Source organism: Octadecabacter antarcticus 307 (assembly GCF_000155675.2).
Lineage (GTDB): Bacteria > Pseudomonadota > Alphaproteobacteria > Rhodobacterales > Rhodobacteraceae > Octadecabacter > Octadecabacter antarcticus.
The window spans coordinates 1,288,728-1,313,652 of the sequence record NC_020911.1 but is presented as its reverse complement, the minus strand read 5'-3'; the positions used below and the strand labels follow the sequence as shown (position 1 = coordinate 1,313,652).

Genomic DNA, 24,925 nt, shown 5'->3' with positions numbered 1-24,925 from the left:
AATTCCGTCCACCTGACGTTAACAGTTGACCAAGGATTCCAGCACCCACTATTGACCCTACAGGGAAGTTTTTGCCTCTGTTCGAAGGATTTCAAATGGTCACTGGACATCAAGGCGAAATACGCGAAATTCGCAATGATATTGATGGGCTTCGTGCCTTAGCCGTTATGATTGTCGTTTTTTACCATATCGGCTTTTCAGACTTCGGTGGCGGTTTCATTGGTGTTGACGTCTTCTTCGTAATTTCTGGTTACCTAATTATACCTGCGATCTTACGCCATACGACGAACGGCACATTTTTGGTCACCGACTTCATGTTGCGCCGGCTGCGCCGCTTGGTGCCTGCGCTTTTACCTGTGCTCGTGTTTAGTACTCTCATGGCTCTTCTGTACTTAAGCGACAGTGCCCTTGCAGACTTCACAAACAGTGTGTTTTCGGCGTCTGGTTTTATCTCAAATTTCATATTTTTCGGACAAAGTGGGTATTTTGAACGTGATAGTGGCACGATTTTGTTACTGCACAGCTGGTCGCTCGGGGTTGAATTTCAATTCTACCTTATAGTGGCAGTACTGGCCGTTGTTGTTAGTTCGCGGATGCGCGCGATGCTCATTATGCTTGGCATGCTCTCGTTTTTTGGAGCCGAAATGCTGGTGCAGAACGATAGCAGCTATGCCTTTTTTGGGGTATTGCCCCGCTTTTGGGAGCTGGCATTCGGAGGAGTGCTGGGTTTGCTCCAGGGCTCATTTTTGGGTACCTTGCGCACTGCATGGGTGATGCGACTTTTGGGGCTTGGCATTATCCTTGCCTCGGCAGTTCTCTACCGCGAGAGCCTGCCGTTTCCCGGTATATCGGCCCTCCTACCTGTTCTTGGCGCTGGTTTGATCGTGGCGGCACCTGCACAACCGCGGGACCCTTCCTATCGATTTTTGACCAGCCGCGTAATGCAGTGGATTGGGACACGCTCTTATTCCATCTACCTGTGGCATTGGCCACTTATCGTCTCCTTAAAACTTATCGTCATTTCGCCGAGCGAGGGTGAACTAATAGCGGTTGCGCTTTTGGCATTTCCAATCGCAGAGCTATCTTACCGCTTTATCGAAACACCCGTTCGCCAAGGCATCTGGTGGCGGCCGCCTTCGCGCACGCTTGCGATTCTCTTGGTGCCGCTTCTGGTACTTGGCTCAATTTGGGCCGTTGATCGACAAACATCCTTTATCAGCGCATCAAGACAATATCTGCCCTTCCACGAGACGCGCGTGATTGGCGCTTTAGCGGAAGAACCGCGCTCTGAATACTTTGCCCAAATGGACGCGATGGGCACTGACGGCCGACGCGGTCTGTGCAGCTTGGACGAATATAAAACGGTTTTGCAAACCATTGATTGCCTTGTTACCACAGTTCAAAACGCTGGTGATGACAGCAGGCAACCCATCTTGATTATCGGTGACAGCCACGGGCGCGATATGTTCCGAACACTTGGCTATGCCTTTCCTGACGCAAACTTGATCATGTTGCATCAGTCTGGCTGCGCCCCTTCGGAGTATTCCAACCGGGCTAATAGTATCTGTTTTCCTGACTTGAACGAAGGATTTGAACAGGTTCTTGAAACGGTGCAACCGCATCTGGTCGTCTTGGTATCTCACTGGCCGGCCGCAAGCATCGCGCCCACCGCACGAACGCTGAGTATACTAAAGACGTGGGGTGGAGCGGTGGCAATCATAGGACCGGGGCCAAAGTTTCGGAACCATACTGTCGGCCTGATACAAAGCCTCGGCATCCCTTTCGAAGAACTTTCGACAGAAGCCCTTCTACCTGCCAGCTTTGCCTTTGACGTCTATGGGGCACGTGACGCCCTGACTGACATGGCGCAAAGCGCTGGCATTTACGTCTATGATCGCCTTTCGGTGCTTTGTGACGCGGCTGGGTGTCTCGCCTTTGTGCCAGGGGACGAACTTGTTCTCATGAACTTTGACAACCAACACCTGACGCAGGCAGGAATGCAATTCCTCGCCGAGGATATGAAAATGGACAGACAACTGCGGGACTTGGTGATAGGCATCCTGCCATAGTCGGATGCTACAGCATTGCGGGACAAAAGCAGGGAGTGGATCAAAAGTTCATGCGCCTAATCACTGAACCCGGGCCGTTAGTGCATTGTCCTTCAAAATAGGTCACTTTTGGCTAGGAGTGTCAATCGCAGAGTAAAATGGGACCTCTGTCGCGGGGTAAGAAGGGGCCATTTCGGGTGATGTTTGTGTGGCGCTTTGGTGGGCGTGCTTGTCATATAGCTAACGCGCGCCAAAGCGCATGTTGGCCCTAGGGCCACCATTGTTCTGATCTGGATGGGGCTTACTTTTGTTTGTTACGGCTGTGTTTGAGCCTGTAGCTTTCGCCGTTCATCTCAAGAATGTGGACGTGGTGGGTCAAACGGTCCAGTAACGCGCCTGTCAGGCGCTCAGAGCCAAAGACCTCGGTCCATTCATCGAAGGGCAGGTTCGAGGTTATGATGATGGACCCGCGTTCGTAGCATTGGGATATGACTTCAAAGAGCAATTCCGCGCCCGATTTGCTGAGGGGCACAAAGCCCAGTTCGTCAATGATCAACAGGTTCTGGCTTGTCAGATGTTTTTGAAGGCGCTGCAATCTCCGCTCATCTTGGGCTTCAATCAGGTCATGGACCAATGCTGCCGCCGTTGTGAAGCGAACCTTCAGTCCCCTCTGACACGCAGCCAACCCAAGTCCCAAAGCGATGTGCGTCTTGCCCGTGCCTGAGGGGCCAAGGGCGATGATATTCTCCCTGCGATCCACGTAGTCGCAACGCGCCAGATCCATCGTCAGCGGCTTGTTCAAGCTGGGCATGATCTTGAAGTCAAAGCTGTCCAAGCTTTTGGTGCTGGGGAACTTCGCCGCTTTGATCCGACGTTCAATCATCCGCCGTTCACGGTCGATCAACTCCATCTCACACAAGCGCGCCAAGTAGTGGATGTGGTCTTTGTTCTCTGCAGCACAGAGCTGCGCCTGTTTGGCATACTCGCCTTGGAACGTTGGCAGTCGCAGTTGTTTAAGATGATGCCGCAGAAGGATCTGAGGGGCTTCAGTCATGCCGCCGTCCTCCCCATCAGGCTCATGTAACTGGACGGGCGTGTTGTGCCGACATTGGCCTTGGGCAAGTAGGGATAGAAGTCCAAATCCAATCGCGGTGGCCGCTTCTCAACTCTGCACAGCACAAGATGTTTTACAGCGTCATACCCAATCGCGCCCAGATCAATGGCATGCTGGATCGCACCCTGCACAACATCCATTTCGAACGTCTCCAACAGACGAAGGACCTGAACATATTCCCGCTTGCCCGGCTTACCCATTCTGGCTTCAAGCAGCCGGTGCAGCGTGGCAAATACATCTGGCAAATTCCAACCCTGCAAAGGCGCGGCCTGATCCAAGGCACCCACCTTTTGTTCAAGCAGGGGCAAAAAGTGCAACGGGTCAAAGATCATATCCGCTGATGTGTAGGATCGTTTGTGCCGCGCAATAATCTCGTTGCCGCAGCCGATGATAACCTCATGCACAAACCCACGCACGTGAACGTCGTGGTGCGCATAGGCTACTGGCACCGAGTAATCATTGCTGCGATAGCGCACCATTGAGATTGACGTGGCCCGCGTGCTGACGTGATCGCAGGCTTCATATTCTGCGATGGGCAATCCCATCAGAGCATCCAAATCCGACATCAGGCGTGCGCCTATAGTTTGGGTGTGACCCCGCAACGTATCGCCCTGACGTGCTAAACACTTCTCTTCCAAATGTGTGTTCAGATCATCAAAGCTGTCATAACGAGGTGCGGGAACCATGAAGTTGCGGCGGGTGTATCCAACCATGCCCTCAACGTTGCCTTTATCGTTCCCTCGCGCGGGTCTGCCAAACTTGTCATCAAACAAGTAATGCGACTGCAGCTCCGTAAACCGACGTGTGCGGATGCGCGTTCTGTCCCCGAGTATCCGAGCCACGGCGATCTTGGTATTGTCGTAGAGAATGGATTGCGGAATGCCGCCAAAGAAAGCAAAGGCCGAGACATGGCCATCACAAAACGCCTCGGTTGTCTCAGCTGGATACCCCTTCACAAATACAGCATCAGAATGCGGCAGGCTCATCACGAAGAAGTGGATCTTACATTCTACGCCGCCAATCACGCCAAGGGTCTCGCCAAAATCGACCTGTGCATGGCCCGGACGATGCGACAGTGGCACAAACACCTCTTTGGTGCGCCGCTTTTGCTCCCGAACGTAATAAGTCACCGTCGTCAGGCTGCCAGCATACCGATGTTCGTCGCGCAGGCGTTCAAAAATACGCTTCGCTGTATGCCGCTGCTTTTTGATCAGGGCCTTATCTGTGCGCAGGATCTTGTCGATAACACCGACATAATCATCAAGCGTTGGGCGACGTGGCGCTTCTGAACGGCGGTAACCAGGTGGCAGTGCATGACGCAGCATCTTCGCGATCGTCTTACGGTCCTTGTTAAAATATCGAGCCGCTTCTCGGGCTGACATACCGTCCTTCAAACAAGCGCGGCGCACACGATTATAAATATCCACAGAATACATCTCCCGCCCTCCGAATAAACGAAGGGCACAAACTGGCGGAATTTTACTCCGCTACAACTGCGCTATGTCGCAGCCGTTTCTGTGGCCCATTATTGCTGTGCGTTTTACACTCACCATCAATCATGATGTGTTCCTGACGGTCCTGCGATGACATACTTTGCCAGAAGCCACCGTACAGTCGGCCTCCCTGAGCGAAGTCAGAATTATTGAAGATGCGTCTCAGGTATCGGTCTTGGGTGTTTACCTCTGGAAGGTCACAGTGAAGGTCAGCGTTCGCTAGCCAAGTATTTATGTCTGTAAGTTGGGCCCGCAGAGCGAGGGTTTCTGGGGTGTCCTTGTATTCTTTTGCCTTTGCTCTTTGGTCAGGGCGGTCCTTAGGTTCACGCAGGATGATGGCTTCTTCTTCAGGGTCCTGTGCGATGTCCTCGAAGCAAATGCCAAAGCGCTTAATCCTGCTGAGGAGTTTATGTTCAGCCCAGACGGTAGTTTGGACACCCCCAGCAAAGGCCACATTCATCATCTCGTCTGTTATTATAAATTTACTGGTTCCCGTCTTAAGGCCCACAAACTCCATCTCTTCAGCCATAAGTATATGAAGAATATCGGGAAGGGTCTTGCCCAGTGCCACCCCTTTATAGCGAGATTTCTGACGCAAGACCTTGTTGGACAAGGGGAGGTGTATGGCATCAAACTCAGGCTGAAGGACACAAACACACAGATCACAAATAATGGCTTCTAGTATCCTCTCGAACGTAGCTTGATCCACCGCCCTCCGAGCCCGATTTCGCAGTTTATAATAGTGCTCGTACCCTTCTACTTGTTTTTGGACCTCCACGATGAGCTCTTTCATCCTGTCAGTCCCAGCTCGAAGAAACGGGTTAAATGCACGGGCTTTGTTGGAGTTTTTTCTTAACATTCTTTGCCCATACGCAGTTGGTTATGGTTGTGAGGTTTATTCTTCTCTCTCGGGGGGCTCTACCAGACCTTCGTCAGAGCTTCCCTCATTACTTGGTGGGAGTAGCCTGACCCATACCTAGCACCCATTCCTGCTGTGGTGTGGCCAAGGATTGCGTCTTTCAGCGAACTATCGCAGCCTGTGTTCCTCAAATTATCTGAGATGGAGTGGCGTAAGCTGTGTGCGGATTTTAGTGGGTCTGTGATGACTTTTCTAAACTGCTTCATCAGGGTTGCTGATAGGTTCGTGTTACCATTTGGCTTAGCATATTTTGGGAAAATAGGGTCGTTATGGTCCTTACCTTGACGGTATTCCTGCAGGGCAACCAAGGAAGCCTCTGACAGAGGTATGGTGCGCTCACTTCCCAAGGTTTTCAGGGTTCTGATGTCATTGGGTTTGATGTGTAGTGTCTTATCTTGGAGGCTCACATCACCAACTAATAACCCAGCGACCTCCCCTACCCTCATCCCGGTATCACGAAGGAGGATGTAGATGGGCTTTGCTGTGCTTGCCGACATCTGACTATTTAGTTGGCTCACATCTTGTTTCGTCAGTGGTAGCTTGTCGTTCTTGGTATGAGTGGACCCTTTGATGATGAGGCCATTAAACGGACTTGATGTGTCCAAGCCATTCTCTTTGGTGTGCCAGTTGATGACAGCATTTACGGTGTTCTTATTTCTGGCAACACTACTTGGGCTTACCCTTTTCAGCAGGAAATCACGGTAGGTGTTGGCGTCTTTCCTTGTGATGTTCTCAATAGGGAGCTTGCTGATTTTGACATCACCCAGAGAAGCAATGAGGTCAGCCTTGTTACGCATCAGTCTGTTGTGGAGGCGCTTATCTGTGGCGACCTTACCCGTGGTCTTGTACTCGTAGTAAGCATCTATGACCGTAGACAGGCTAACAACCATGTCAGGCACTCTACCAGAATACAGGAGAGCTTCTGTTTTCCTCGGGATGCTCCCGTGTAGGTCATCAGCAAGACCCATCAGGGCGTGTTCAAGGTTCTCATCAACAACACCAACGGACAACATTTCGGAAGCTTCTTTACCGTAGTGCTTCTCGACGAGGTGTAGGACTTTGTCCCGCTCGGAAGCTTGGGTAAACATCTTGGCTTCTTTGTCCGTGTCACTCTTGGCTTGTTCAAACAGGGCTTCTACTTCTTCTCGTGCCACTGCCCAGTTGCTCAAAACCTCATCTTTAGTTCTGCCAAGGTTGCGATACAGGAACCCTTTGCCAAGTGCTTTTATGGCTTTGACAGGGACGCGGCGACGATAGCGATAGATGCCATCTGCTTTTTTTCAGTGTTTGGTGGTAATTTGAACATCTCTTGGCTTCCGATAGTCAGGTCCCGCTCTTGCGGGGCTGTTTTGGAAGCCTTCACCAGTTTCATAGTGAGTCGTTTGTCTGACCGCGACACAAAAGTGTTCCTTACTGACGCCGAAAAGTGTTCCTTTAAACGGACGGTAGCCCTGTCAGTATATAAAAACAAGATAAATTTGAGTTAAAATGGTGCCCCCACACGGACTCGAACCGCGGACCTACTGATTACAAATCAAAGGGCCATGAATCTGCTTGCACGTCCGCATAATTCCGCAAGCATCCACAGTTGTTCAAAGTAACATAATTTATTAACTGATAAAGATCCAATTGGGATTGTCCCCTTATCAATTCGCGTCCATAAGCGTCCGTAGGCATCCACCACTATCTAGTTAAATTTGTCCCCCATATGTCCCCTGAGAGAATATGAAGCGAGAATTGAACGACCGCTACTTAAAGTCACTCACCCCACCGAGCGCGGGGCGGCTTGAAGTGTCCGACAGTAAACGGGTTGGGTTGCGGTTCCGTTTGTCCGCGTCAGGACGGGCGACGTGGGTCTATGAAAAGCGGGTCAAGGGTGGACAAAAGCGCAAGCACACCTTTGGAGCATGGCCGGAACCTGTGAGCCTTTCTGACGCCCGTCGCATGGCCTTGGAAATCGAGCTTGAAGCCAGCCAAGGCCGTGACCGAGTAGCAGAGGCCGAAACCTCGCGGTTGGTATTAGAGGCAGCGACAGCCAGCGCTGTGACAATTCAGAGGCTCATAGATATCTACAACGAGATGCACCTTTCCACACTTCGCCGAGGGGCGGAGCGAAAGCGTCAGATTGAGCAATCACTTGCGCCCAAGTTGTCATTGCCTGCTTCAAGCCTTGTGCGGTCTGACCTTCAAAAAGCGGTTGACGCAAAGGCGACGGCAGGGCGCGGAGTGTTCGCCAATCGCATACGTTCAGCGCTGATGGCATTCACCAGATGGGCGACAGAGCGCGACTATCTGGAATCCGACATAGGCGCGGGGCTGGCGCGCCCTATGAAGGAAGTCAGCAGAGACCGGACCCCGAACGTCAGGGAAGTAAGGCAGATTTGGGCTGCGACGACTTTGATGGGTAGCCTTTGGGGCCCTGCGCTGCGGTTGTTGATCCTGACCGCGCAACGGCGGCACGAAATCCTTGGGTTGGAATGGTCCGAAGTAGATTTGCAGCGGGCCACAATCACGAAATCAGGAACGCGAACAAAGAATGGGCAGGGCCATATCACCCACCTGTCAAAGCCCGCGTTGGCAGAATTGACCGCACTTGCTAAGCGCCGCGATCCCGCCGCGCCGACTGACCTAATTTTCACAACTACGGGCAAGACCCCAATTTCTGGCGTCAGTAAGGCCAAAAGCCGCTTGGATGGATTGCTAGGCGACGGTTTTGAACCTTGGCGGCTACATGACTTGCGAGGGGCGTTTGCCACTGCTCTGGTAGAGGCAGGTGTGCCGGAAAGTGTTGCGGACCGCGTACTTAATCACTCTGCTGTTGGATCCGCGCCCAGCACCGTTGCACGTATCTACAATCGGGCGGAGCAGATGCCGCAACGCGCCGAGGCACTGGATCACTGGGCCGAAATAGTCGTCGGCGAGAATAATCTCACAGATTTAGTAAGGGACGCAATATGAGTATCGAGCCCCCCTCCCCGCGCTTTCTCCCAAAGCCGTACTGCACCGCGACGGATATGCGAAGAATACTATACCTTCACGCTTTCCCACCACCTGCCGAAGACGATGAGTTGTTGCGGGCCTGCAAGGCAGATGTTGCTTTTACCGAGGTTCAATTGGCAGAGTGTCAAGCCGCCGCCGACAAGGCCAAAGCCAGCCAGCCAGCCCCAAGCCTAGCCAATCACAGCCGAGGGTATTCGCCGCCGCCATACACGCCCAGAGCGGCCGGAAAGTCCACTTTAATCGATGCGCACAAATCACTTCTGCACGCCCAAGCGGTTGAATTGTCCGTGACCACAGGCAGTTTGACATATTTAGTGGAATGGCCAATGTCACCGCAGACCTCACCTGATCGATCAATAAAAAAGATGGGGCCGTTACTGCCCAATGTTGGCGGGCTAGTCTCCTCTCGCTGGCGGGGTGTCCAAAAATTGATAAGGGAAAAGCTCTACGCCAGTAAAATTGATGTGTTCTACCGCATTGCTGGCGAAGGGATTGTTGCTCTATCAAACCCCAAGATGTGGCTTGATGACTCTTGGTCGCACAAGGTTCTTGTGGATGGAGTGATTGCCCCGTCTTTCGGACAGTCTAAACTCACAACAGAGGCACTTTTTGACACCGACCAATTGAGGAAAGCTATCCCCGCACAATCGGACAAGCGCCCTTCGCCCCCCCGTTCCGTCGGACGTCCAAACAAGATCAACGCTGTCTGCAAATGGCTTACCAAAAATCACCCCAACGGGAAGCCAAAGGGGGTGTTGATCAAAGAGTTACGAAACGCCGCGTCCGATGACCTAAACACATCAATAAGTGTGGCTACATTCAAAACCGCGAGGAACGCGATTAGCTGGCCCAAAGGCAGTTGAGCCCGTGAACGCGGCGGCTCCGCGAGATTGCAGAGCAATAACGACAAGTATTGAGCGAAATAGGGTCAATTATCCCCGGCCATAAGGTCAAATATTCACAGAGTTAGGGTCAAGTATTCCTATCAAAGTTTTTTATTCTTGTCTTTTTTGTACCGTATATCAATGACTTAACTACATGTATGTTCACACCTGTGTCCACTTAGACCTAGCAGGAAAGATACAACATGCAGACCGCTTCAACAAATTCATCTAACGCAGCTTTGAACACGATACCGCCTCGCCTCTTGAGCATCGCGGACAGCGCCACCTACGCGGCCACCAGCCGTTCCACGCTTTACGCCGAAGAAAAGGCCGGGCGGATTCAATTCGTCAAAATTGGAACGTCTACCCGCGTTGAAGTCGTCGAACTCAATCGCTGGATCGACCAGAAGACCAGCGAACCCACCGCCGCATAAGCAAACCCCCACTTTTCCCATATGGGTCAAGCAGGGGGTGCATCGTTTGTGTCTGTCTAGGACAAGTAAACGATAGCCTGCTTGGTCCCTATTTTCAAGATAGGATCGACAATGAAATCAGTAACAGAACACCAGCAAGCCCCAAGATGGGTAATGTCCGTCAAAGACATTCCATCGGACCGGACCCCAGCAAAATACGAAGTCCTCATGGAAGACGGCACGGCCACAATCGTGACGCTAAACAATCGCAAGCGCCAAGTCGTTGACGCCATGCTTAGCGGGCCACTGTTCTGCGCATCGACGGTGCGATTGGGTGATGCGGTTTTCCGCCTCAAGGAAGACCACGGCCTTAAGGCTGCGACCCAGACCACTGCTGAGGGCCGCAAGTTTTACACGCTCTCGGGTCAAGGCGTCAGCCGCATTGATGGGGGTGCTGCATAATGGCCCTTCGCATCCAGATTGCCCGCCTACAGCGCCTCTACGGCCTCACCGCAACCCAAGCCAGAGTTGTCGCTGGCCTTCACTATGGAGAGGCAGCGTAATGACTGACATCCCCAAAAACAGCCGCGAGATTATCCGCGTAACACGTGCCGACTTCAAAGGTCACGATATGATCAACGTCCGCGTTTTCTTCGACGTTGGCGAGGGCGAGATGAAACCCGGCAAGCAGGGGGTCGCGTTCCGCGCGGCCCTACTTCCTGAGGTGTTGAACGCATTAGCGTCACACGTTGCGCAAGAGGAGGTCAGCTAATGACATCTCGCACATATGCCCAAATTGAATGCTCACTCAAGTCCTCGAAGAAGGTCAAAGGCCTGACAAATCATGCAACGCTTTGGGCGTATCTCTGCGCCCATCTCAGCGACTACAGCACTTACACTGGCCTGTTTCGTTACCCTCTACCCATGTGGGCATATGATGCTCAATTGGAAATTCCAGACTTGGAGTTGGCCATAGCCGAACTCACCCGAGCTGGGTTGATCGACTATGATCCAGAAGAGCAATTCATTCGCATTGTAGGCTGGTTCCACAAACGCAGCGGCCCTGACAACCCCAATCGTGTTGATAGCGTCATTGCTGACCTTGGCGGCTTGGACAACGTAGATGACTGGATTTTCTGTCGGACCGCATCTGAGTTAATGGTGGCATCGGTCAAACGTTCACTGCGCTGGAAACAAGAGGCACCCGGGCGTGCGCAACTCTACGCGAGCCTTAAGGTGTTTATGGCGGAGGTTTATCAGGACCATGGCGACGGCTTCTTGGAAATTCTCTGTGAGGAGTTGAGCAGCGCACCCGCAACTGTGTCCTTGGAGCTAAAGGCCATTTTTCCAGTTTTGCACGCCCTGTCAGTCGAGCCAGTCGGGAAGGGTTCGGGAAGGGTTACCCCAAGCCTTCGGGAACACGAGACGAGACGAGACGTAAACGAAACGAATACGAAAAAAGACGAAAACCAAAACAAGACTGCCGATTTTTCGACAAAAAAAAGCAGTCAGTCCTCAAATCCAATCGCGCTTTCAGAAGTGCTTAGAAAAGATAAAGGGCCAACCCCTTCAACGCTTCAATCGCGAGTAGCAAAATCAGCATTGGGCAACACATGAAAAATGACAGGCCAGTGACAAGAGCGCAGACAACAGACGAGCAGAAAGGCCTAATTCTAAGCATCCTTGCCGACATGGCAGAGAGTGACGACTTGAAATCCTACACCGATCACGTGGGGTTTGATGTTTCAGCACTGTCAGGCAGCAAAGACCTACCCGCCGCATGGGTGGCTCATTATTGGCTTGGGCAGGGAACCTATGACGTGGACAGGGCGACCATGGACCTACTGACATGGCCCCCGATAGCCCGCAGGGTGTTTGAACTGCAGCAATGTTTAGCCAAATGAATTGTGAGGGGGCAATGCGCAACAGGGTGCAAAAGGGCATCCCTGAGGGTGTCTTATGGGTCAGATTGTCAGGCCGGATCATAAGAATAACCCGCACAGCTTGCCACTTTGGGGGGTCGCGGGCGTGGTTTGTGTGCCCCGATTGCCAGCGCCGTTGCGGTGTTCTTTATCCGGTTACGTGCAAACGCTGCCGGGGCCTCAATCATCGTTCTGAGGTACTGTCGCCGAGCGGACGCGCGACCCTGAGGGCGGTAAAGCTGCGCCGCCAACTAGATCCCCATGCAGGCAACCTATCTCTGCCAATACCGTCCAAGCCTAAGTTGATGCGCTGGCACACATACCTTGCCAAGCGGGATGCAATCAGGCGGGCGGACGCGGCTCACATCTCAGGCATAGCAGTAACATTAGACCGTTTTAGGGGTCTCGCCGGGGTAAGCCACAGCGGGGAAATTAGAGGTGATTTAATGGCCCAGAATTAGCACAATATGCCATATAAAACAAGACATAACGCCTAATTGACGGTACAATATCGTCAGGTTTATTTGGGTCAAAAATGGCCCCTGCGACAGACAAAAATGAAAGGCTAAAACATGGCACTACAACCATCCATCATCTTAGCAGGCCGTGGCGTCGATGCTATGGGCGCGATTGCCCAAGGCACCGCCAATGGTCAGAACATGCTAACCGCAATCAAGCAGCGCGACCAACGCCAAGCGGTCAACCAGTTTGGCGCGGCTGCACGTCAGGGTGACGAGAACGCCTTGAACCAGCTTTCACGGTTTGATCCGGCGATGGCGCAGGGTTTGCAGGTCACTAACCAGAATATGGAGACATCACGGATTAACGCGGATCGTTCGGCGCAGATGTTCCCTCTACAAATGCAGGGCGCACAGCTTGGCATCGATCAGACCATGCAGCAAATGCGCTATCTTGACGATACAACCGCACGGGAAGTCCAAGCATACGCAGCAGGCATCACCGCAGAGGAACGGGCGGCGCAGGCCGAACGCACGCGGCAGGCAGTCGCGGCAGCCCTTAGCGGAAACTGGGCAAGGTTCAAAAAGATACAGCATCAACATGACCGCCTATTATTAAGCCTGGGGGAAGTGCCGAAACGGTATGAACTGACGCCCCAGACGGATTGTGGGGCAATGCAATGATCCAGCCAGTAACCGACAGCCATAACAAACCGATGGAGGCAAACATGACAGCAGGCCAACCCACGAAGTACCGCCACGAATTGTGTGAGGTCGTTTTAGGCGTAGGGGCAGAAGGCGGCTGGCTTTCTGAGATGGCGGAGGCGTGCGACGTTTCACGCCCAACAATGGACAACTGGGCATCGGCTCACCCTGACTTTTCAGAGGCACTAACGCGCGCGAAGCAGAAGGCACAGGCTTGGTTTGAAAAGGCCGGCCGCGACGGGCTTACTGCGGAGAAGTTCAACAGTTCACTTTGGGCCAAGCAAATGAGCGCACGTCACCGCGACGAGTACACAGAGCGGCGCGAATTGACGGGCAAGGACGGTGGCGCGATCAAGTCCGAGGCGGTCACCAGCGGATCGGCCAAGCTAACCGCGTTTCTGGATGGGATTGCGACAAGGGGATAGGTGCAAGGAAGGTAGACGAAATCGCTCGGGCACATTTTTGCACTTAGAGCAATTATCGAACTTTCGCTGCAAGTGCGTCAAGGTCTGCTTTGGCGGACCGTTCAACAAACGGTCGTTTTTGGCGCCTTTCCAGAGCCTCTCCCTGCACATAAAACCACCCCCACACTGTTGAGCACGGGGGCGGTTTCTAATGCTCTACGAAAGAATGAGCTTAGAACTTCATATCAAAGCTGAGGTTTGCGCCACGGCTTTCGTAATCAGACCCGATCCCGTCGTAGAAGGTTCCAACGTTCAGGTTGCTGCCGCTCTCCAGCCCGTAAGCAAGACCTAGCTTCATGCGGCCGCGTGTGTCCTCAGACGTCGCACCACTCGCTGAGGTGGCGGCGTGGATCACCGAGAGGCCACCAGTCAAATCCAAGCTGCCAGTCTCAAATGTAATCGGAGTTCTGAAATCCATACCGATGCCGCCTTTCCTATACGTGTCAAATTCTTGACCCCACCGCGTGGCTTTGGCAATCAACTCAGTGAATTGCATCGATGGCTAAACGAAGCAGCTGGCCCGCAGAATTTCGCGATCCATCAAGCGCCGTGTTCTGGTGCGGACGCTATCGGGGTTCATGTTCGGACATTGGACGTGGCTGCGGACTTGCTGCGGGCGTTCCCTGATTTGGTCCTAGCGGACCGGATTTAGGATATTGGTTTTTTCTTTGTCCGGCAAAGTTTGCACGGCTCTGAACGGACCCACGCTGCGGCTCGAACCAATGCGCCTGAACGCAAAAGGGCGACCCGAAAGCCGCCCTTTGTCGTAGTACGCTGGTGACTTACTTAAAAGGCACGCTCGAAGTTGAGGCCCAGACCCGTGGTGGTCGTATCACCAACGCGGTCACGCCTGATATTAACAGTCAGGTTGCTCAGGCCATCGCTTGAGCGGCTTACCATACCGATTTCGGCACCACCGCCACAGTTGCTCGTGGTATCAGTTGCCATGATCCGTTCACAGATTACACGCGGCGCAAAGGTAAATAGCGCGTGGCTGTCTGAGACGGATAGCCCATCAAGTGGCACCTTAAACTCCGCAGTGAACGTCCCGCTTGCCATGCTGACAGTCCCCGCATCCAAGGAGAGCGTGTCATCAACCAAACTGTAGGCCTCACCGCTGAAGGTCATCTTGCCGATGTGTGTTTGACCATACGTCAGTTGCAGTTGTGGCCATAATTCATAGCCATCCCCCTCAACAACTCCCGTCAGTGACGCGCCCACAGTCCCAGTCGTGGTTTTATAGTCACTGGCAACGTTCAGGGTACCATTGTCCAGCTCAAGGCTGTTGCGCCCAACACCTAGCGACGCAAAGCCATCCACGTAGAGGTTGGGTTGGATTTCAGTGACAAAATATGCCCCGACCGAAGCCCCGAAACTATCTTGTTCACCAGCAAACGCGCCCTCAAGTGTAGCACGCCCCAGTTCTGCGCCCAGATAATACCCATACATAGCTGTATTGGATATCTGACGTTCCCAAGCCAACTTGCCGTTGATCTGCGCGCTTACCGAGCCGTCAGTGTCGCGTTGAATGTCAAAGTCGCCAAAGAACAGGCGGGTCTGACCACTCTCATCGCTGCCTGTTTCGCCAAAGAACGTCCCTTGCGTGCTGAACCTGCCATTGCTCAGTTCTGCTGAGCCTGTGATGTCGAGCGGGGTCGCGGCACGGCTGACCATTTGGCTGTCTGTACCTGCTTGCTGCCTACCCGATATAAACCGCTCCTGTGCAGCACTGGTCATGCGGACGTTGCTTGAAACAGTCGAGCGAACGCCGCGCAGGGCTTCAGCAGCTACCACTGCGAGGATTTCTTCCTCGTTCTCCTCAAACGCAGAGGCAGGAGAGCCTGCTTGGATCGTGTAGGTATTGGACACGATGTTGCCGTTGTTAGCCTCATCCTGCGCAGCATTGGCAATGATGGTCACGGTGACCGTTGCGCCCATTACCGGCTCAATTGTGATGGTATAATCCGCATCATCGCCAGAAAGCCCTGTGACGGAGCCGCCTTCAACAGTGATCTCACTCGCCATGAGTCCAGTGACAGGCTCAGAAAACGCCGCAGATACATCAAAGGCACCCGTGACGATTTCGCTTGGTCCTGTCAGTGTCACCGTGGGAGCTGTCGTGTCGGGTGGGGGCATGGTGCTAATAAAGTATTCGTGATTTCCTTTGGCGAGCCCGCCGGCGGCATTCGTAAGTCTAAACGCGAAGCCCATGTATATTTGGTCGGTATAAGACGCAGCGTTAGCACCGATATTAGTTAGCATAGTCACGTTCGATGCATCAGTCATGAGACAGTCCGCGATTATGTGTTTAGTGATACCTTGTACATGTGTTTTACCATCGTAAGCATTCCAATATGAACCACCGGAAAAATACTTCGACCAATTAGACATATCCCATAATGCCACGTAAGCGGAGTGGTATTTTGGATCTGTTGCTTGAAAATAAAATACACCGCACGGCTCGCCGCGGCCCGCGTCGCGCCAAATATCTATGAAAGCGGAGCCATAAAATGTTTCCTGCGCACTGACGGCACCGCCGGAAACCGACCCGCCGACGACGACGCCTACTAATCCGCTTCGTATCCAATTACGCATGATTTCAGCCCTCCTGAGGCCCAGGCGGTGAACCGCCTTTGGTAGGCCTCAAGCAAGCGCGTGATGTCGTCATGCGAAGTGATCGATGGCCGTGGGTTTAAATAAGCCTGCGCTCCATCATAGGGGTGCAGTATGGTTGACCGCCCTATCCAGCCACTGCGGTAGGCCCGCAACTGTCTGTGATAACGCTCATAAAGCCGGGTCAGCTTCTCCTGGTGACGCGACCGTGTGACCACCGACAGGGACAAACCTGCGGGATCAAACTGGTAGCCCAGGAAATCAAATCCACGGGCCAGCGGCCCAATGGTTGTTTTGTCGGGATGCTGCGTCAGGCCCAAGGCCTCAAGCTGCTGGTTCATAGTTGCAATCGCGCGGCGCAACCGCCAGCGCGACGGGGCCAAAACGAGGATATCATCCATGTAGCGGATGTAGAAACACTTGGCGTGGCGCGTGGTCATCGCCACATCCATCGCGTGCAGATGAAACGCACCCATCAACGGGCTGAGCGAGCAGCCCGCTGGGATGCCGCGCGTGATGTCGCGAAAGGTGCCGCCGTATTCTTCTGTGCGGCGCATGTATTGCACCAGCAGGTTCATGACATTGCGGTCCGACACGTAGGGCGTCAGTTGATCCAGAAGTTTGTCGTGATTGATGCTGGCGTAGTAAGACTTAACATCCGTACGGCAGACATAGCGGTGCTGCGGTAACGCCTCTCGGACGCGCCATACCGTGGCTTTGAGGCCGCCGTGGCCCCGAAGGTGCGTACAGGCGGGCGAGCTGGGCAGGATGTGCGCTAGGCGGGCGGTGAGGGCTTTGAGGACGGCTCCGTCTTCCGGACAGCGCTGCGGATGCTTTTGAGTGCGACGTGAGAGCAGCACTGGCTTGAGGCGATGGGGATTTGGTGCGGCCGGAGCGCCCTGCGCCACCGCAACATGCACCGCGCCCCGGTCATTTAAAGAGCTTGCTTGATGGTGGTGACGTGAAATGATGCAACCCTCAAGAACGGTCCAGACACGCCCGGGGTCCGCAACATAAACAATTTTTAAACCTTATTAGATTTTTATATTCACGCAAGGTTAAGTATTTTTTTTAAGTAAAATATAACACTTAATGCCCGCATGTATTCGGGATGTTGCCAACCAGGCACACTCAAAACAAGGGTGCAACATTGGTTTGCAAGCTTGGATTGGCTGATTTGAGGGCACAACTCTCCACCTGCGGTGACCAGTCACGGTTTAGCCGTTCAAAAACCCAAGCAGTTGTTGAAGGTTTTTGGCTTTCCGGTGATAGCGGACACCAATACATCAAGCAGCATCCGTGACTCTGGGCTCATAGCTGCCGTTGGCTGCAACCTAGATCAATGTCCGCTCTGGGTCGGAAGCTGCGGTCGCGCCTATTGTGGTCAAGCTCGGTTTGTCCGCACAGCCGCCGGTCTCAGGAATAAACACGATCCCAGCGCCTATTAATGGCCCCGTCACTCTACACATCGCCAGTGTTGCCCACTGGCCCAGCCACAGCATCCGCAGGTGCAATCGACCCACCTGCGATGAACCGAACGCCTTGGCCCTCTAGTGCAATCTGCAGTGAAAGCAGGCTGCGTTGATTTACCCCCCCCCTTCTCAGTTTCGTATCGCGTGACCGTCGCTGGGGTGAGGCCTACCAATTCTGCGACTTCACGGACGCCTAAACGCACTGATGCGCGGGCAATTCTTAGCTATGCCTTGCAAGGTGCGCCAGACACCACCCCCCAATGATGGGAACAGCAATTCTTTGAAGCGTCTACGCGCACGCGGGCTTAACGTTATGATGGATGGATGTGCCCGTAGGCTGTAGCCGGGAAGCCCATTGGCACAAGCCAATATAATCGATACACATTGTACCAACAACAGCATGTTGTGTTTGTAGAAGGCTTTAATGACAGTATGTGTGGCAGTTAAAGTTCATGATTGCATCGTTTTTGCTGCTGACAGCGCCAGCACCCTGACAACCACAAACGAAGCTGGTGAACAGTCAGTACTGAACGTTTACAACAATGCGGACAAAGTTTTCAACTTACATCGCGAACTGCCATTGGTCGCGATGACTGCAGGTATGGGGCACATTGGCGGCAGGTCCATCAGTAGTCTCGCAAAGGAACTGCGGGTGAGGTTGACGAAAGGGGACATCGCAGTCAACTCTAAGGACTACACCGTAAGTGACGTTGTGAAGCACGCTCATGGGTTTCTGAAGGATGCCTATGAAGCGCCCGAAAGCAAAGTTAACGCCAATGATTACCTCGAATTTTGGATCGGCGGTTACGGGTCAACAAACGAGCACGGTGAGATTTGGAAGCTTGTTATCTTAGCTGGGCAGCTAAAAGAGCCCCTACAGCTAAATAAAGAAACAGACGCACAGTGTATTTATTGGGGCGGTCAAGGCTCGGCTATTTCCAGGCTTTTACTGGGAGTTGATAGCGACTTCATTCAGGCAATGATGGACGAGGGCGTTCAGCAAGAATTGTCTGAACTGATGTACGAAAAAGCGACAAGCCGACTAGAAACTCCATTGCTCAGTGCAACAATGCCCGTCATTGATGTTATACGGTTGGCTGAGTTTCTAGTAGAGACGACTAAGGGATACTTTTCGTTTGCGTTTGGCTCAGACATTGTTGGCGGGGCGACTGACCTTGCGACAGTTACGAAATATGAAGGCTTTAAGTGGATAAAGAGAAAGCACTTTTATCCACGGAGCTTAAACAGAGGGGACAACGATCATGTACGCTAGAAATCAACAAGTCGCGCCTAAAATGAGCTACCCGTACCAGCGCCAACGTCGTGACTCCGGCGAACTGATCGTTTCTGCATCTAAGGAATCTGAACGACTTACTGCTGACCAAATCCGAAGGATTGAGGCTGTTCTTGTGAAATCCCTGACTGAAGCTGAGGGTTGACTCTCAGCCTCAACCATCCTCCTACCAGAATTTTTTTGCATCATGACCGTCTTTCTGCGCCCGCTTGATAGAGTGATGCACCCAATTTAGCATATCCCTTACATAGTTTTGTCAGCGCCCCAACATTTGGCGTCGATGGCCTGTGAGTCGGCATCCGACCCAACTGGCAAAGGTCGTCCTTATCCGCCCCCAGACCTCAGCTTATGCCAATGTGATTCGCCCTCAAATTCAAGTCGCTCTTTGAAAGAGAGCTATTGGCGAGGTCGAAGCCACAAATAAGGCCCCAAACTTGGTAAATTGTCCCCCATATGTCCCCCAGAACATTCGACATGGAAGCCCTCAGTGCGTAACAACGCTTAGGTTTTATCTGTATTACGTTGTTTTTGTTTGGAAAAAAATGGTGCCCCCACACGGACTCGAACCGCGGACCTACTGATTACAAATCAGTTGCTCTACCAGCTGAGCTATAGGGGCACTACGGGGCGCAGTAAGGTGTCTGGCGCGGGCTGGCAAGAGGGAGATTCACTCGATTTGTGCGCCGATGGGCGGTTCCACTGACGACAAATCGCGCATAAGGTTCTTGCAGCAGCAAAACCAACGTATTACGGGCAAAAAAACAATGCAGATTGTCTATCATATCGGCGCTAATTGTACAGATCAGGATCGCCTGCTCAAATCTGTTCTAAAGAACGCAGAAACCTTCGCGCAGCTGGGAGTCAAAGTTCCTGGACCCGGCAAGTATCGCAGCCTAATTCGTGAAACTATTCAGTCTCTTGATGGGAAAGAACCTGCGCCAGACACCCGCGAAATTCTGCTGGATGCCATTCTGGATGACGACCAATGCGACCGTCTGGTGATGAGTAATTCGCGGTTCATGTGCGTCCATAAACGGGTGCTTGAAAACGGCATTTTTTATGGGCTTGCGGAACAAAAACTGCGGGGCCTCGCGAACCTGTTTCCTAAAGATGAGATCGAAATCTTCCTTGGTATGCGCAACCCTGCGACGTTTATCCCAGCGATTTTTGGCGACTCTGCGATAGACAGTTTTAGCGATTTTATGCATGGGACCGATCCACTTGATTTGCGATGGTCCGATCTGGTCACGCGCATTCGCACCATCCTGCCCCACGCCAGCCTGACGGTTTGGTGCAATGAAGACACGCCGCTGATCTGGGCGCGGCTTATTCGTGAACTTGCGGGCGTCGACGCACTGACCAAAATCACCGGCGGGTTTGACCTGCTCAGCGCAATCATGAGCGCGGACGGCATGCGGGCCTTTGTGACCTACATCAAAGCCAATCCGCCACAAACAGAGCAGCAGAAGCGGCGCATTATCGCAGCGTTTTTGGAGAAATACGCGCTAGAAGAAGAAGTCGAGGATGAGATCGATATTCCCGGCTGGACCCAAGACACCCTTTCCCAGCTCACCGCGAACTATGAAGAAGACATCTACCGGATTGAACGTGTGGAAGGGGTGAATTTCATTGGTCCCTAACCTGCAAAAAAGCTTGGCGAAATCGCGCCGTTTCATGCAATGCGATGTGTTCAGCACAACGCCCATGGGCGGCAACGGGCTGGCGGTGGTGCTGGACGGCGCGGAGCTGGGCGAGGATGCCATGCAACGCTTCGCACGTTGGACCAACTTGGCTGAAACCACGTTCATCTTTCCGCCCAGCGATCCGGCGGCGGACTACGACATTCGCATTTTCACCGTGTCACGGGAATTGCCTTTTGCGGGGCACCCGACATTGGGCACCGCCGCGTGCTGGCTTGAAGCGGGCAACACGCCCAAACAGGCGGGCGTTATCCGTCAGAATTGCGGCGTTGGACTGGTTGAGATTGACCTGACGGGCGACACGCCTGCATTCGTCGCACCGCCCACGTCCATTACCAGCATGGCGGCCAAATCGCTTGCTGCAATTACTGCGGGTCTAAACCTTGATCCGACGCGCATCATGCGCCACGCGGTGCTGGACAACGGTCCGATCTGGCATGCGATTGAAATGCAAGGCGCGGACGATCTGCTTACGCTGGACGCGGGCGCAATTACCCCTGTCACCGGCCTCGCGGTGGGGCTGATCGCACCGCACAGCAAGGGCGATGCCGATTTTGAAGTTCGGATGTTTTCGATGTGGGCGGGACTGACCGAAGACCCGATAACCGGATCATTGAATGCGGCTTTGGCCCATTGGATGCAGACGCAGGGGCGCGTTCAGCGCCGACATATCATTGCGCAGGGAACCTGTATCAGGCGTCATGGTCGGGTGCATGTCATCCCGTCAGCGGATGACCCAGACCGCGGGCCAATCCGCATTGGCGGGCATACGAATATCTTGATCAAGGGCCACGTGACCCTCTGATCAAAATCACATACCAAGCGCTTCTTTGTACATTTCCATCACCGCTTCCTCTTCGGCAATGTCGTCGCTGTCGCGTTTGCGCAAGGCGATAATCTTGCGCATGACGGATGTGTCATACCCACGGCCCTTGGCCTCTGACATGACTTCTTTTTGCTGCTCGGCGAGGTCTTTTTTCTCAGCGTCGAGCCGTTCAATGCGTTCAATGAACTGACGCAATTCGTCGGCCGTTACGCGGTAGCTGGTGTCGGTGGATGTGTCAGACATATCGGACCTCATGTCGCTTGGTTTGGCGTTCTCCCTAACCGCGTAACCCACGCGCGGCAAGCGGTTGCGTGCACTGCGTGGGCGCGATACCCCCACAGCGTTCCTAAGCCGATAAACTGGCCCCCAAAACGGAGACGCACATGGACCTTTTGATCCCCATCGGCGCGGTGATTTCGATCATCGGCCTTATCGGTATTATCATCAGTATCGTGCAGGTGCGTCGTGCCAAAAGCACTGCGGCAAACGATGACGATTTAAGGGCCAAAATTCAGGCCGCTCTGCCGCTAAATCTGGGGGCATTTTTGGTGTCTGTCATTGGCCTGATGTGTGTCGTGATTGGCGTTATCCTAACCTAGCGCATCAAACCCGCGCGCGTCCTTAATCGCCTGATCCACAAGATCGGGCGCGGCCCAGATCGTGCTGTCCTCGCCCCACACCCGAAGGTCTTTACGCACCCCGATCAAACCCGCGCTTTGCATCGCGCGCATTGGACCACCTGCGCGCCGTGGAAAGCCCAAACCGTGGACCGCCAGCGCATCAATATCTGATGCGCGTTGCACAGCGTTTTCTGCAACACAGGCAGCCCTTTCAACCAGCAATGCCGCGACCAAGCGGCGTGCAATTGTGTCGTTTTGGACCGCATCACCTTTCCTGCCAAACGGCCCGGCACGAAACCCGTAGGCAACCATCGCGCCATCGACATCATCCACGCTTGCGCCACCTAAGACCTGATGTTCCGCGGCCGTGCGCATTGCTTTGCGCAGGCGTCGAACGACCGATTTACCCATCGGGTCGACAGGTCGAAACGCAGTGCCTTCGCGTTTAATCAAAGCACTATCAATCTTGCGTTCCGCCATGAAAACATGGAGCAGCGCGATCGATTGCGGGTGGGCAAGGCAGCGCGCGAACGCATCTGCCTCAAAAGCTAATCCTGCATCAAACGGCAACAGCCCAGCGGCCTCAACACAGTCCAAAACGCGTTCGGGGGCATGCAACGGGTTACCCGCCAAGGCCGCGCGCCCTTTGGCAATCGCCGCGCTGTACGCCAACCCCTCCATAAGATGGCTGCGGTTATCACGGGTCTGACGCGGCCCCTTGCCTTGTTCGATCAGGTTCAGCGCGAAGGCAATCGCGCCGGATGCAAGATCACCCTGCACAATAGCGTCCACAAGTTGCGAACGATGGGCGACAGAAGCGTCAATCATTGCGGTCGAAATCATCATTTGCAAAGCGCGTGCGGCCCCGATCAGTTGTGGCAATCGTTGCGTGCCTCCGCCGCCCGGCACCAACCCCAACGCCACCTCTGGCAGGCCGATCTTCGCGTCCGGCGCTGCCAAACGGTAATGCGCCGCCAACAGCAGTTCAGCCCCCCCGCCCAGCGCCGAACCATGAACGGCCGCAACAACGGGTTTGGTGCAGGCTTCAATTCGGTCGCACAATTGCGCCAATGATGGCTGTTTTGCCGATCCGTCTAATTCGCGAATATCCGCGCCAGCCGAAAACATCCGCCCAGATGCGATCAACACCGCAGCTTTGACGTCTGGATTGGCGTCAATACGACTGAACGCCTCCCACAGACCCGCACGCAAGGGGGCTGACAATGCGTTCACAGGGGCCGCGTCAAGCGTGGCAATACCAACCCCGTCCAAAATCCGAAATCGCACCAGCCTCGCCATAGGACCCCTTTGAACACCTGCGCACGTCCGACGTCACAGGTTATGACGTGCAGGATGGCTGTCCGCACGCCAAAGGGAAAGCCCCCAAAGCATCATTCGCTGCAAAATGGCCGCACAGATCGTCGAGCGCTGGACGCCCAGCGCCGCGCGTCATAGAAAGAGCCATGGACATTCGCCAGCTCACCCCCGATTACGCCGTCGCGCCCCAGATCGACCCCGAGGACCTGCCAGCCCTCGCGCAGGCTGGATTTACCACTATAATCAACAACCGCCCGTGCAGCGAAATTCCACCGTCACATCAGGCGGACGCGATGCAAATTGCGGCGGACGCGGCGGGTTTGACATTTGTGGTGCTCCCCGCGACCCATACGGCACTGACGCCTGATCTTGCGGTCCAGCAAAAACAAGCCTGCGCGCAATCAGATGGTCCTGTGTTGGCTTATTGTGCGTCGGGCACCCGCTGCACAATTATCTGGGCGATGATGCAAGCGGGCGGCATGGACACCAGCGACATCCTGCAAACCGCCGCCGATCACGGTTATGATCTGGGGGCAATGCGCCGCCAATTGGACGCGCTTGCAGGCGGCTAATCTTCGATCTTTGCTACCCCACAACCAAGTCAGGTGCTGCAATTTTTGGCTCTCCAGCGCTCAGCCCGACATCGGGCCCAAAATCTGTCGATGGCGCAGCAGCTTGCGCCATTTTTGGTGGATCATCCTGCAGTTCAACCCGCGTATACTGCACGCGTACGGCCCGCTTGCCCGCCACCTGACCCAGCCGCGCAGTGCTGATAATTTCCCCACCCGGTCCGGTCAGCGTCACCAACCCGACCGTCGTTCCAGCCAAATTCAGCACATGCCCCACTTCAAAGGCTTCAATCTTATGGATTGGCAGCGTCATGCGGGTCAGGACCGCGTCCAATTCCGCTGGCGCGTCTTGCACAGCACTGCGCAGCGCCATCGACCAGACAGATGTGTCTTTGACAGGCAGGCTGGAAACCGGCACCTTGGGGCGCAGAGCGATCAACATTTCACCTTGCGCATCGCCGCCGCCCATCTGGATGGTAATGCGCCAGCAGCGGTAATTGCCCTGCAACATGACCAATCCTGCGGTGCGCAAATCATCAATCGGCCCAATGTCATAAGCGGTCGGTTCAAAATCAGCCGCACCAAATCCGACCTCCGCCAGTTCTGCCAGCAATTGGCTGGCGAACGGCACCGACATAACGGCATCAACGCGCGTAACGCGGCGTTGTTCATCGGCGGCGGGAAGCAAACACCCCATCGTTTGCATTTCAACCAAGGCAGAACGCAACGGTTGGTCCATTAAAAAAAGCCCCGTCAATCCTGCTGATGATCCATCGCGCAACCCCAACACAACCCAGCCTTCTGGCCCACTTTCAATCAGGCCCTCCGAATCGAGGTCTTCTTCGGCGATGCCCAGAACCGACGCCGACAATCCCACCGCCTTATCTGCCGCGCGCCCCAACGCACGCCGCATTTGGCGCATCGGAGTGGCCGGTGCCGCGTCGTCCGCTGGCGGGATAGCCCGCGTCAGCCCCAGCTTCTGGGCAAGGACAGGATTAACCGTCTCCATCAAGAATATCCCACACTACACTTCATCGCACTGTGTTTAGCGTACGCGAGGTTACCAACCTGCTAACGACAGGTTGCGTCCCTGC

General features: G+C 54.0%; 28 protein-coding genes and 1 tRNA gene. 18 read left to right on the top strand and 11 right to left on the bottom strand.

The annotated features are described in order from the left end of the window. Positions 1-95 precede the first annotated feature (95 nt). The gene (locus OAN307_RS06665; RefSeq protein WP_015499042.1) at positions 96-2,069 is read left to right on the top strand and encodes an acyltransferase family protein; all 1,974 of its coding nucleotides are present in this window, start codon (positions 96-98) and stop codon (positions 2,067-2,069) included. 280 nt (positions 2,070-2,349) lie between these two features. Here the strand turns inward: OAN307_RS06665 and istB are convergent, their stop codons facing one another. The 4 genes from istB to OAN307_RS06645 all read right to left on the bottom strand — a co-directional run bounded on the left by istB (position 2,350) and on the right by OAN307_RS06645 (position 6,743). Next, entirely contained in the window at positions 2,350-3,102 is a 753-nt protein-coding gene (gene istB / locus OAN307_RS06660) for an IS21-like element helper ATPase IstB (protein WP_015497935.1), read from the bottom strand. Next, positions 3,099-4,598 (bottom strand): IS21 family transposase, encoded by a 1,500-nt coding sequence (gene istA, locus OAN307_RS06655; RefSeq protein ID WP_015497934.1) that lies wholly within the window; start codon positions 4,596-4,598, stop codon positions 3,099-3,101. The genes istB and istA overlap by 4 nt, the downstream gene beginning before the upstream one ends. 43 nt (positions 4,599-4,641) lie before the next feature. Further along, entirely contained in the window at positions 4,642-5,448 is an 807-nt protein-coding gene (locus tag OAN307_RS06650; protein WP_245540985.1) for a hypothetical protein, read from the bottom strand. 125 nt (positions 5,449-5,573) lie between these two features. Then, positions 5,574-6,743, bottom strand: coding sequence for a tyrosine-type recombinase/integrase (locus tag OAN307_RS06645; RefSeq protein WP_015499040.1), 1,170 nt, complete (start codon positions 6,741-6,743; stop codon positions 5,574-5,576). A gap of 556 nt (positions 6,744-7,299) precedes the next feature. Here OAN307_RS06645 and OAN307_RS06640 point away from each other — a divergent pair. From OAN307_RS06640 to OAN307_RS06605, 9 genes are all read left to right on the top strand, one after another. Beyond that, complete coding sequence (locus tag OAN307_RS06640; protein WP_051067960.1) at positions 7,300-8,532, top strand: tyrosine-type recombinase/integrase; 1,233 nt, start codon at positions 7,300-7,302, stop codon at positions 8,530-8,532. Next, positions 8,529-9,437 (top strand): hypothetical protein, encoded by a 909-nt coding sequence (locus OAN307_RS06635; RefSeq protein WP_015499038.1) that lies wholly within the window; start codon positions 8,529-8,531, stop codon positions 9,435-9,437. The genes OAN307_RS06640 and OAN307_RS06635 overlap by 4 nt, the downstream gene beginning before the upstream one ends. Before the next feature lie 224 nt (positions 9,438-9,661). After that, positions 9,662-9,892 carry a helix-turn-helix transcriptional regulator gene (locus OAN307_RS27775; protein WP_144055522.1) on the top strand — a complete coding sequence of 77 codons (231 nt, stop codon included), beginning with the start codon at positions 9,662-9,664 and terminating at the stop codon, positions 9,890-9,892. Positions 9,893-10,003: 111 nt separating this feature from the next. Next, the gene (locus OAN307_RS28850) at positions 10,004-10,333 is read left to right on the top strand and encodes a hypothetical protein (RefSeq protein ID WP_015499037.1); all 330 of its coding nucleotides are present in this window, start codon (positions 10,004-10,006) and stop codon (positions 10,331-10,333) included. 100 nt (positions 10,334-10,433) lie between these two features. Then, positions 10,434-10,643, top strand: a complete 210-nt coding sequence (locus tag OAN307_RS28845; RefSeq protein WP_044043319.1) for a transcriptional coactivator p15/PC4 family protein — start codon at positions 10,434-10,436, stop codon at positions 10,641-10,643. Further along, positions 10,643-11,488 carry a hypothetical protein gene (locus OAN307_RS06620; RefSeq protein WP_015499036.1) on the top strand — a complete coding sequence of 282 codons (846 nt, stop codon included), beginning with the start codon at positions 10,643-10,645 and terminating at the stop codon, positions 11,486-11,488. Before OAN307_RS28845 ends, OAN307_RS06620 begins: the two co-directional genes overlap by 1 nt. Positions 11,489-11,502: 14 nt before the next feature. Continuing rightward, positions 11,503-11,775 (top strand): hypothetical protein, encoded by a 273-nt coding sequence (locus OAN307_RS06615; protein WP_144055521.1) that lies wholly within the window; start codon positions 11,503-11,505, stop codon positions 11,773-11,775. A gap of 590 nt (positions 11,776-12,365) precedes the next feature. Further along, positions 12,366-12,935: a hypothetical protein gene (locus OAN307_RS06610; protein WP_015499034.1), complete on the top strand. Its 570-nt coding sequence runs from the start codon at positions 12,366-12,368 to the stop codon at positions 12,933-12,935. Next, the gene (locus OAN307_RS06605; protein WP_015499033.1) at positions 12,932-13,381 is read left to right on the top strand and encodes a hypothetical protein; all 450 of its coding nucleotides are present in this window, start codon (positions 12,932-12,934) and stop codon (positions 13,379-13,381) included. The genes OAN307_RS06610 and OAN307_RS06605 overlap by 4 nt, the downstream gene beginning before the upstream one ends. A gap of 211 nt (positions 13,382-13,592) precedes the next feature. Here the strand turns inward: OAN307_RS06605 and OAN307_RS06600 are convergent, their stop codons facing one another. After that, complete coding sequence (locus OAN307_RS06600; protein ID WP_144055520.1) at positions 13,593-13,838, bottom strand: hypothetical protein; 246 nt, start codon at positions 13,836-13,838, stop codon at positions 13,593-13,595. Between the two features lie 33 nt (positions 13,839-13,871). Between OAN307_RS06600 and OAN307_RS27770 the strand changes: the two genes are divergently transcribed. Beyond that, positions 13,872-14,072: a hypothetical protein gene (locus OAN307_RS27770; RefSeq protein ID WP_144055519.1), complete on the top strand. Its 201-nt coding sequence runs from the start codon at positions 13,872-13,874 to the stop codon at positions 14,070-14,072. A 134-nt stretch (positions 14,073-14,206) separates the two neighbouring features. Here OAN307_RS27770 and OAN307_RS06595 read toward each other — a convergent pair whose 3' ends face one another. Then, complete coding sequence (locus OAN307_RS06595) at positions 14,207-15,556, bottom strand: Ig-like domain-containing protein (RefSeq protein WP_144055518.1); 1,350 nt, start codon at positions 15,554-15,556, stop codon at positions 14,207-14,209. 300 nt (positions 15,557-15,856) lie between these two features. On the opposite strand from OAN307_RS06595, the gene OAN307_RS30670 reads away from it, so the two are divergent. Then, a complete protein-coding gene (locus OAN307_RS30670) occupies positions 15,857-15,991 on the top strand; it encodes a hypothetical protein (protein WP_275450639.1) in 135 nt (44 codons plus the stop codon). On the opposite strand, the gene OAN307_RS06590 is transcribed toward OAN307_RS30670, so the two are convergent. Next, positions 15,988-16,941, bottom strand: a complete 954-nt coding sequence (locus OAN307_RS06590) for a reverse transcriptase/maturase family protein (RefSeq protein ID WP_245540984.1) — start codon at positions 16,939-16,941, stop codon at positions 15,988-15,990. The two genes, OAN307_RS30670 and OAN307_RS06590, sit on opposite strands and share 4 nt — an antisense overlap. 1,000 nt (positions 16,942-17,941) lie before the next feature. Here OAN307_RS06590 and OAN307_RS06585 point away from each other — a divergent pair. Together OAN307_RS06585 and OAN307_RS28840 are read left to right on the top strand one after the other, a co-directional pair. After that, complete coding sequence (locus OAN307_RS06585) at positions 17,942-18,778, top strand: hypothetical protein (protein ID WP_144055517.1); 837 nt, start codon at positions 17,942-17,944, stop codon at positions 18,776-18,778. A gap of 22 nt (positions 18,779-18,800) precedes the next feature. Further along, positions 18,801-18,944 carry a hypothetical protein gene (locus OAN307_RS28840; RefSeq protein WP_187292551.1) on the top strand — a complete coding sequence of 48 codons (144 nt, stop codon included), beginning with the start codon at positions 18,801-18,803 and terminating at the stop codon, positions 18,942-18,944. A 398-nt stretch (positions 18,945-19,342) separates the two neighbouring features. On the opposite strand, the gene OAN307_RS06580 is transcribed toward OAN307_RS28840, so the two are convergent. Further along, a tRNA-Thr gene (locus tag OAN307_RS06580) sits at positions 19,343-19,418 on the bottom strand. A 145-nt stretch (positions 19,419-19,563) separates the two neighbouring features. Here OAN307_RS06580 and OAN307_RS06575 point away from each other — a divergent pair. After that, entirely contained in the window at positions 19,564-20,439 is an 876-nt protein-coding gene (locus tag OAN307_RS06575; protein WP_015499028.1) for a hypothetical protein, read from the top strand. 13 nt (positions 20,440-20,452) lie between these two features. Next, positions 20,453-21,304, top strand: coding sequence for a PhzF family phenazine biosynthesis protein (locus OAN307_RS06570; RefSeq protein ID WP_245540983.1), 852 nt, complete (start codon positions 20,453-20,455; stop codon positions 21,302-21,304). Positions 21,305-21,310: 6 nt separating this feature from the next. Here OAN307_RS06570 and OAN307_RS06565 read toward each other — a convergent pair whose 3' ends face one another. Further along, complete coding sequence (locus OAN307_RS06565; protein WP_015499026.1) at positions 21,311-21,568, bottom strand: DUF2312 domain-containing protein; 258 nt, start codon at positions 21,566-21,568, stop codon at positions 21,311-21,313. A gap of 140 nt (positions 21,569-21,708) precedes the next feature. Here OAN307_RS06565 and OAN307_RS06560 point away from each other — a divergent pair, with 140 nt between their 5' ends. Then, positions 21,709-21,924, top strand: a complete 216-nt coding sequence (locus OAN307_RS06560; protein ID WP_015499025.1) for a hypothetical protein — start codon at positions 21,709-21,711, stop codon at positions 21,922-21,924. On the opposite strand, the gene OAN307_RS06555 is transcribed toward OAN307_RS06560, so the two are convergent. Further along, positions 21,916-23,244: an enoyl-CoA hydratase/isomerase family protein gene (locus OAN307_RS06555; protein ID WP_015499024.1), complete on the bottom strand. Its 1,329-nt coding sequence runs from the start codon at positions 23,242-23,244 to the stop codon at positions 21,916-21,918. The two genes, OAN307_RS06560 and OAN307_RS06555, sit on opposite strands and share 9 nt — an antisense overlap. Before the next feature lie 164 nt (positions 23,245-23,408). On the opposite strand from OAN307_RS06555, the gene OAN307_RS06550 reads away from it, so the two are divergent. Further along, positions 23,409-23,834, top strand: coding sequence for a TIGR01244 family sulfur transferase (locus tag OAN307_RS06550; RefSeq protein WP_015499023.1), 426 nt, complete (start codon positions 23,409-23,411; stop codon positions 23,832-23,834). Positions 23,835-23,847: 13 nt separating this feature from the next. Here OAN307_RS06550 and OAN307_RS06545 read toward each other — a convergent pair whose 3' ends face one another. Next, on the bottom strand, positions 23,848-24,840 hold the full coding sequence (locus OAN307_RS06545; protein ID WP_015499022.1) for a FliM/FliN family flagellar motor switch protein: 993 nt from the start codon (positions 24,838-24,840) through the stop codon (positions 23,848-23,850). Positions 24,841-24,925 lie beyond the last annotated feature (85 nt).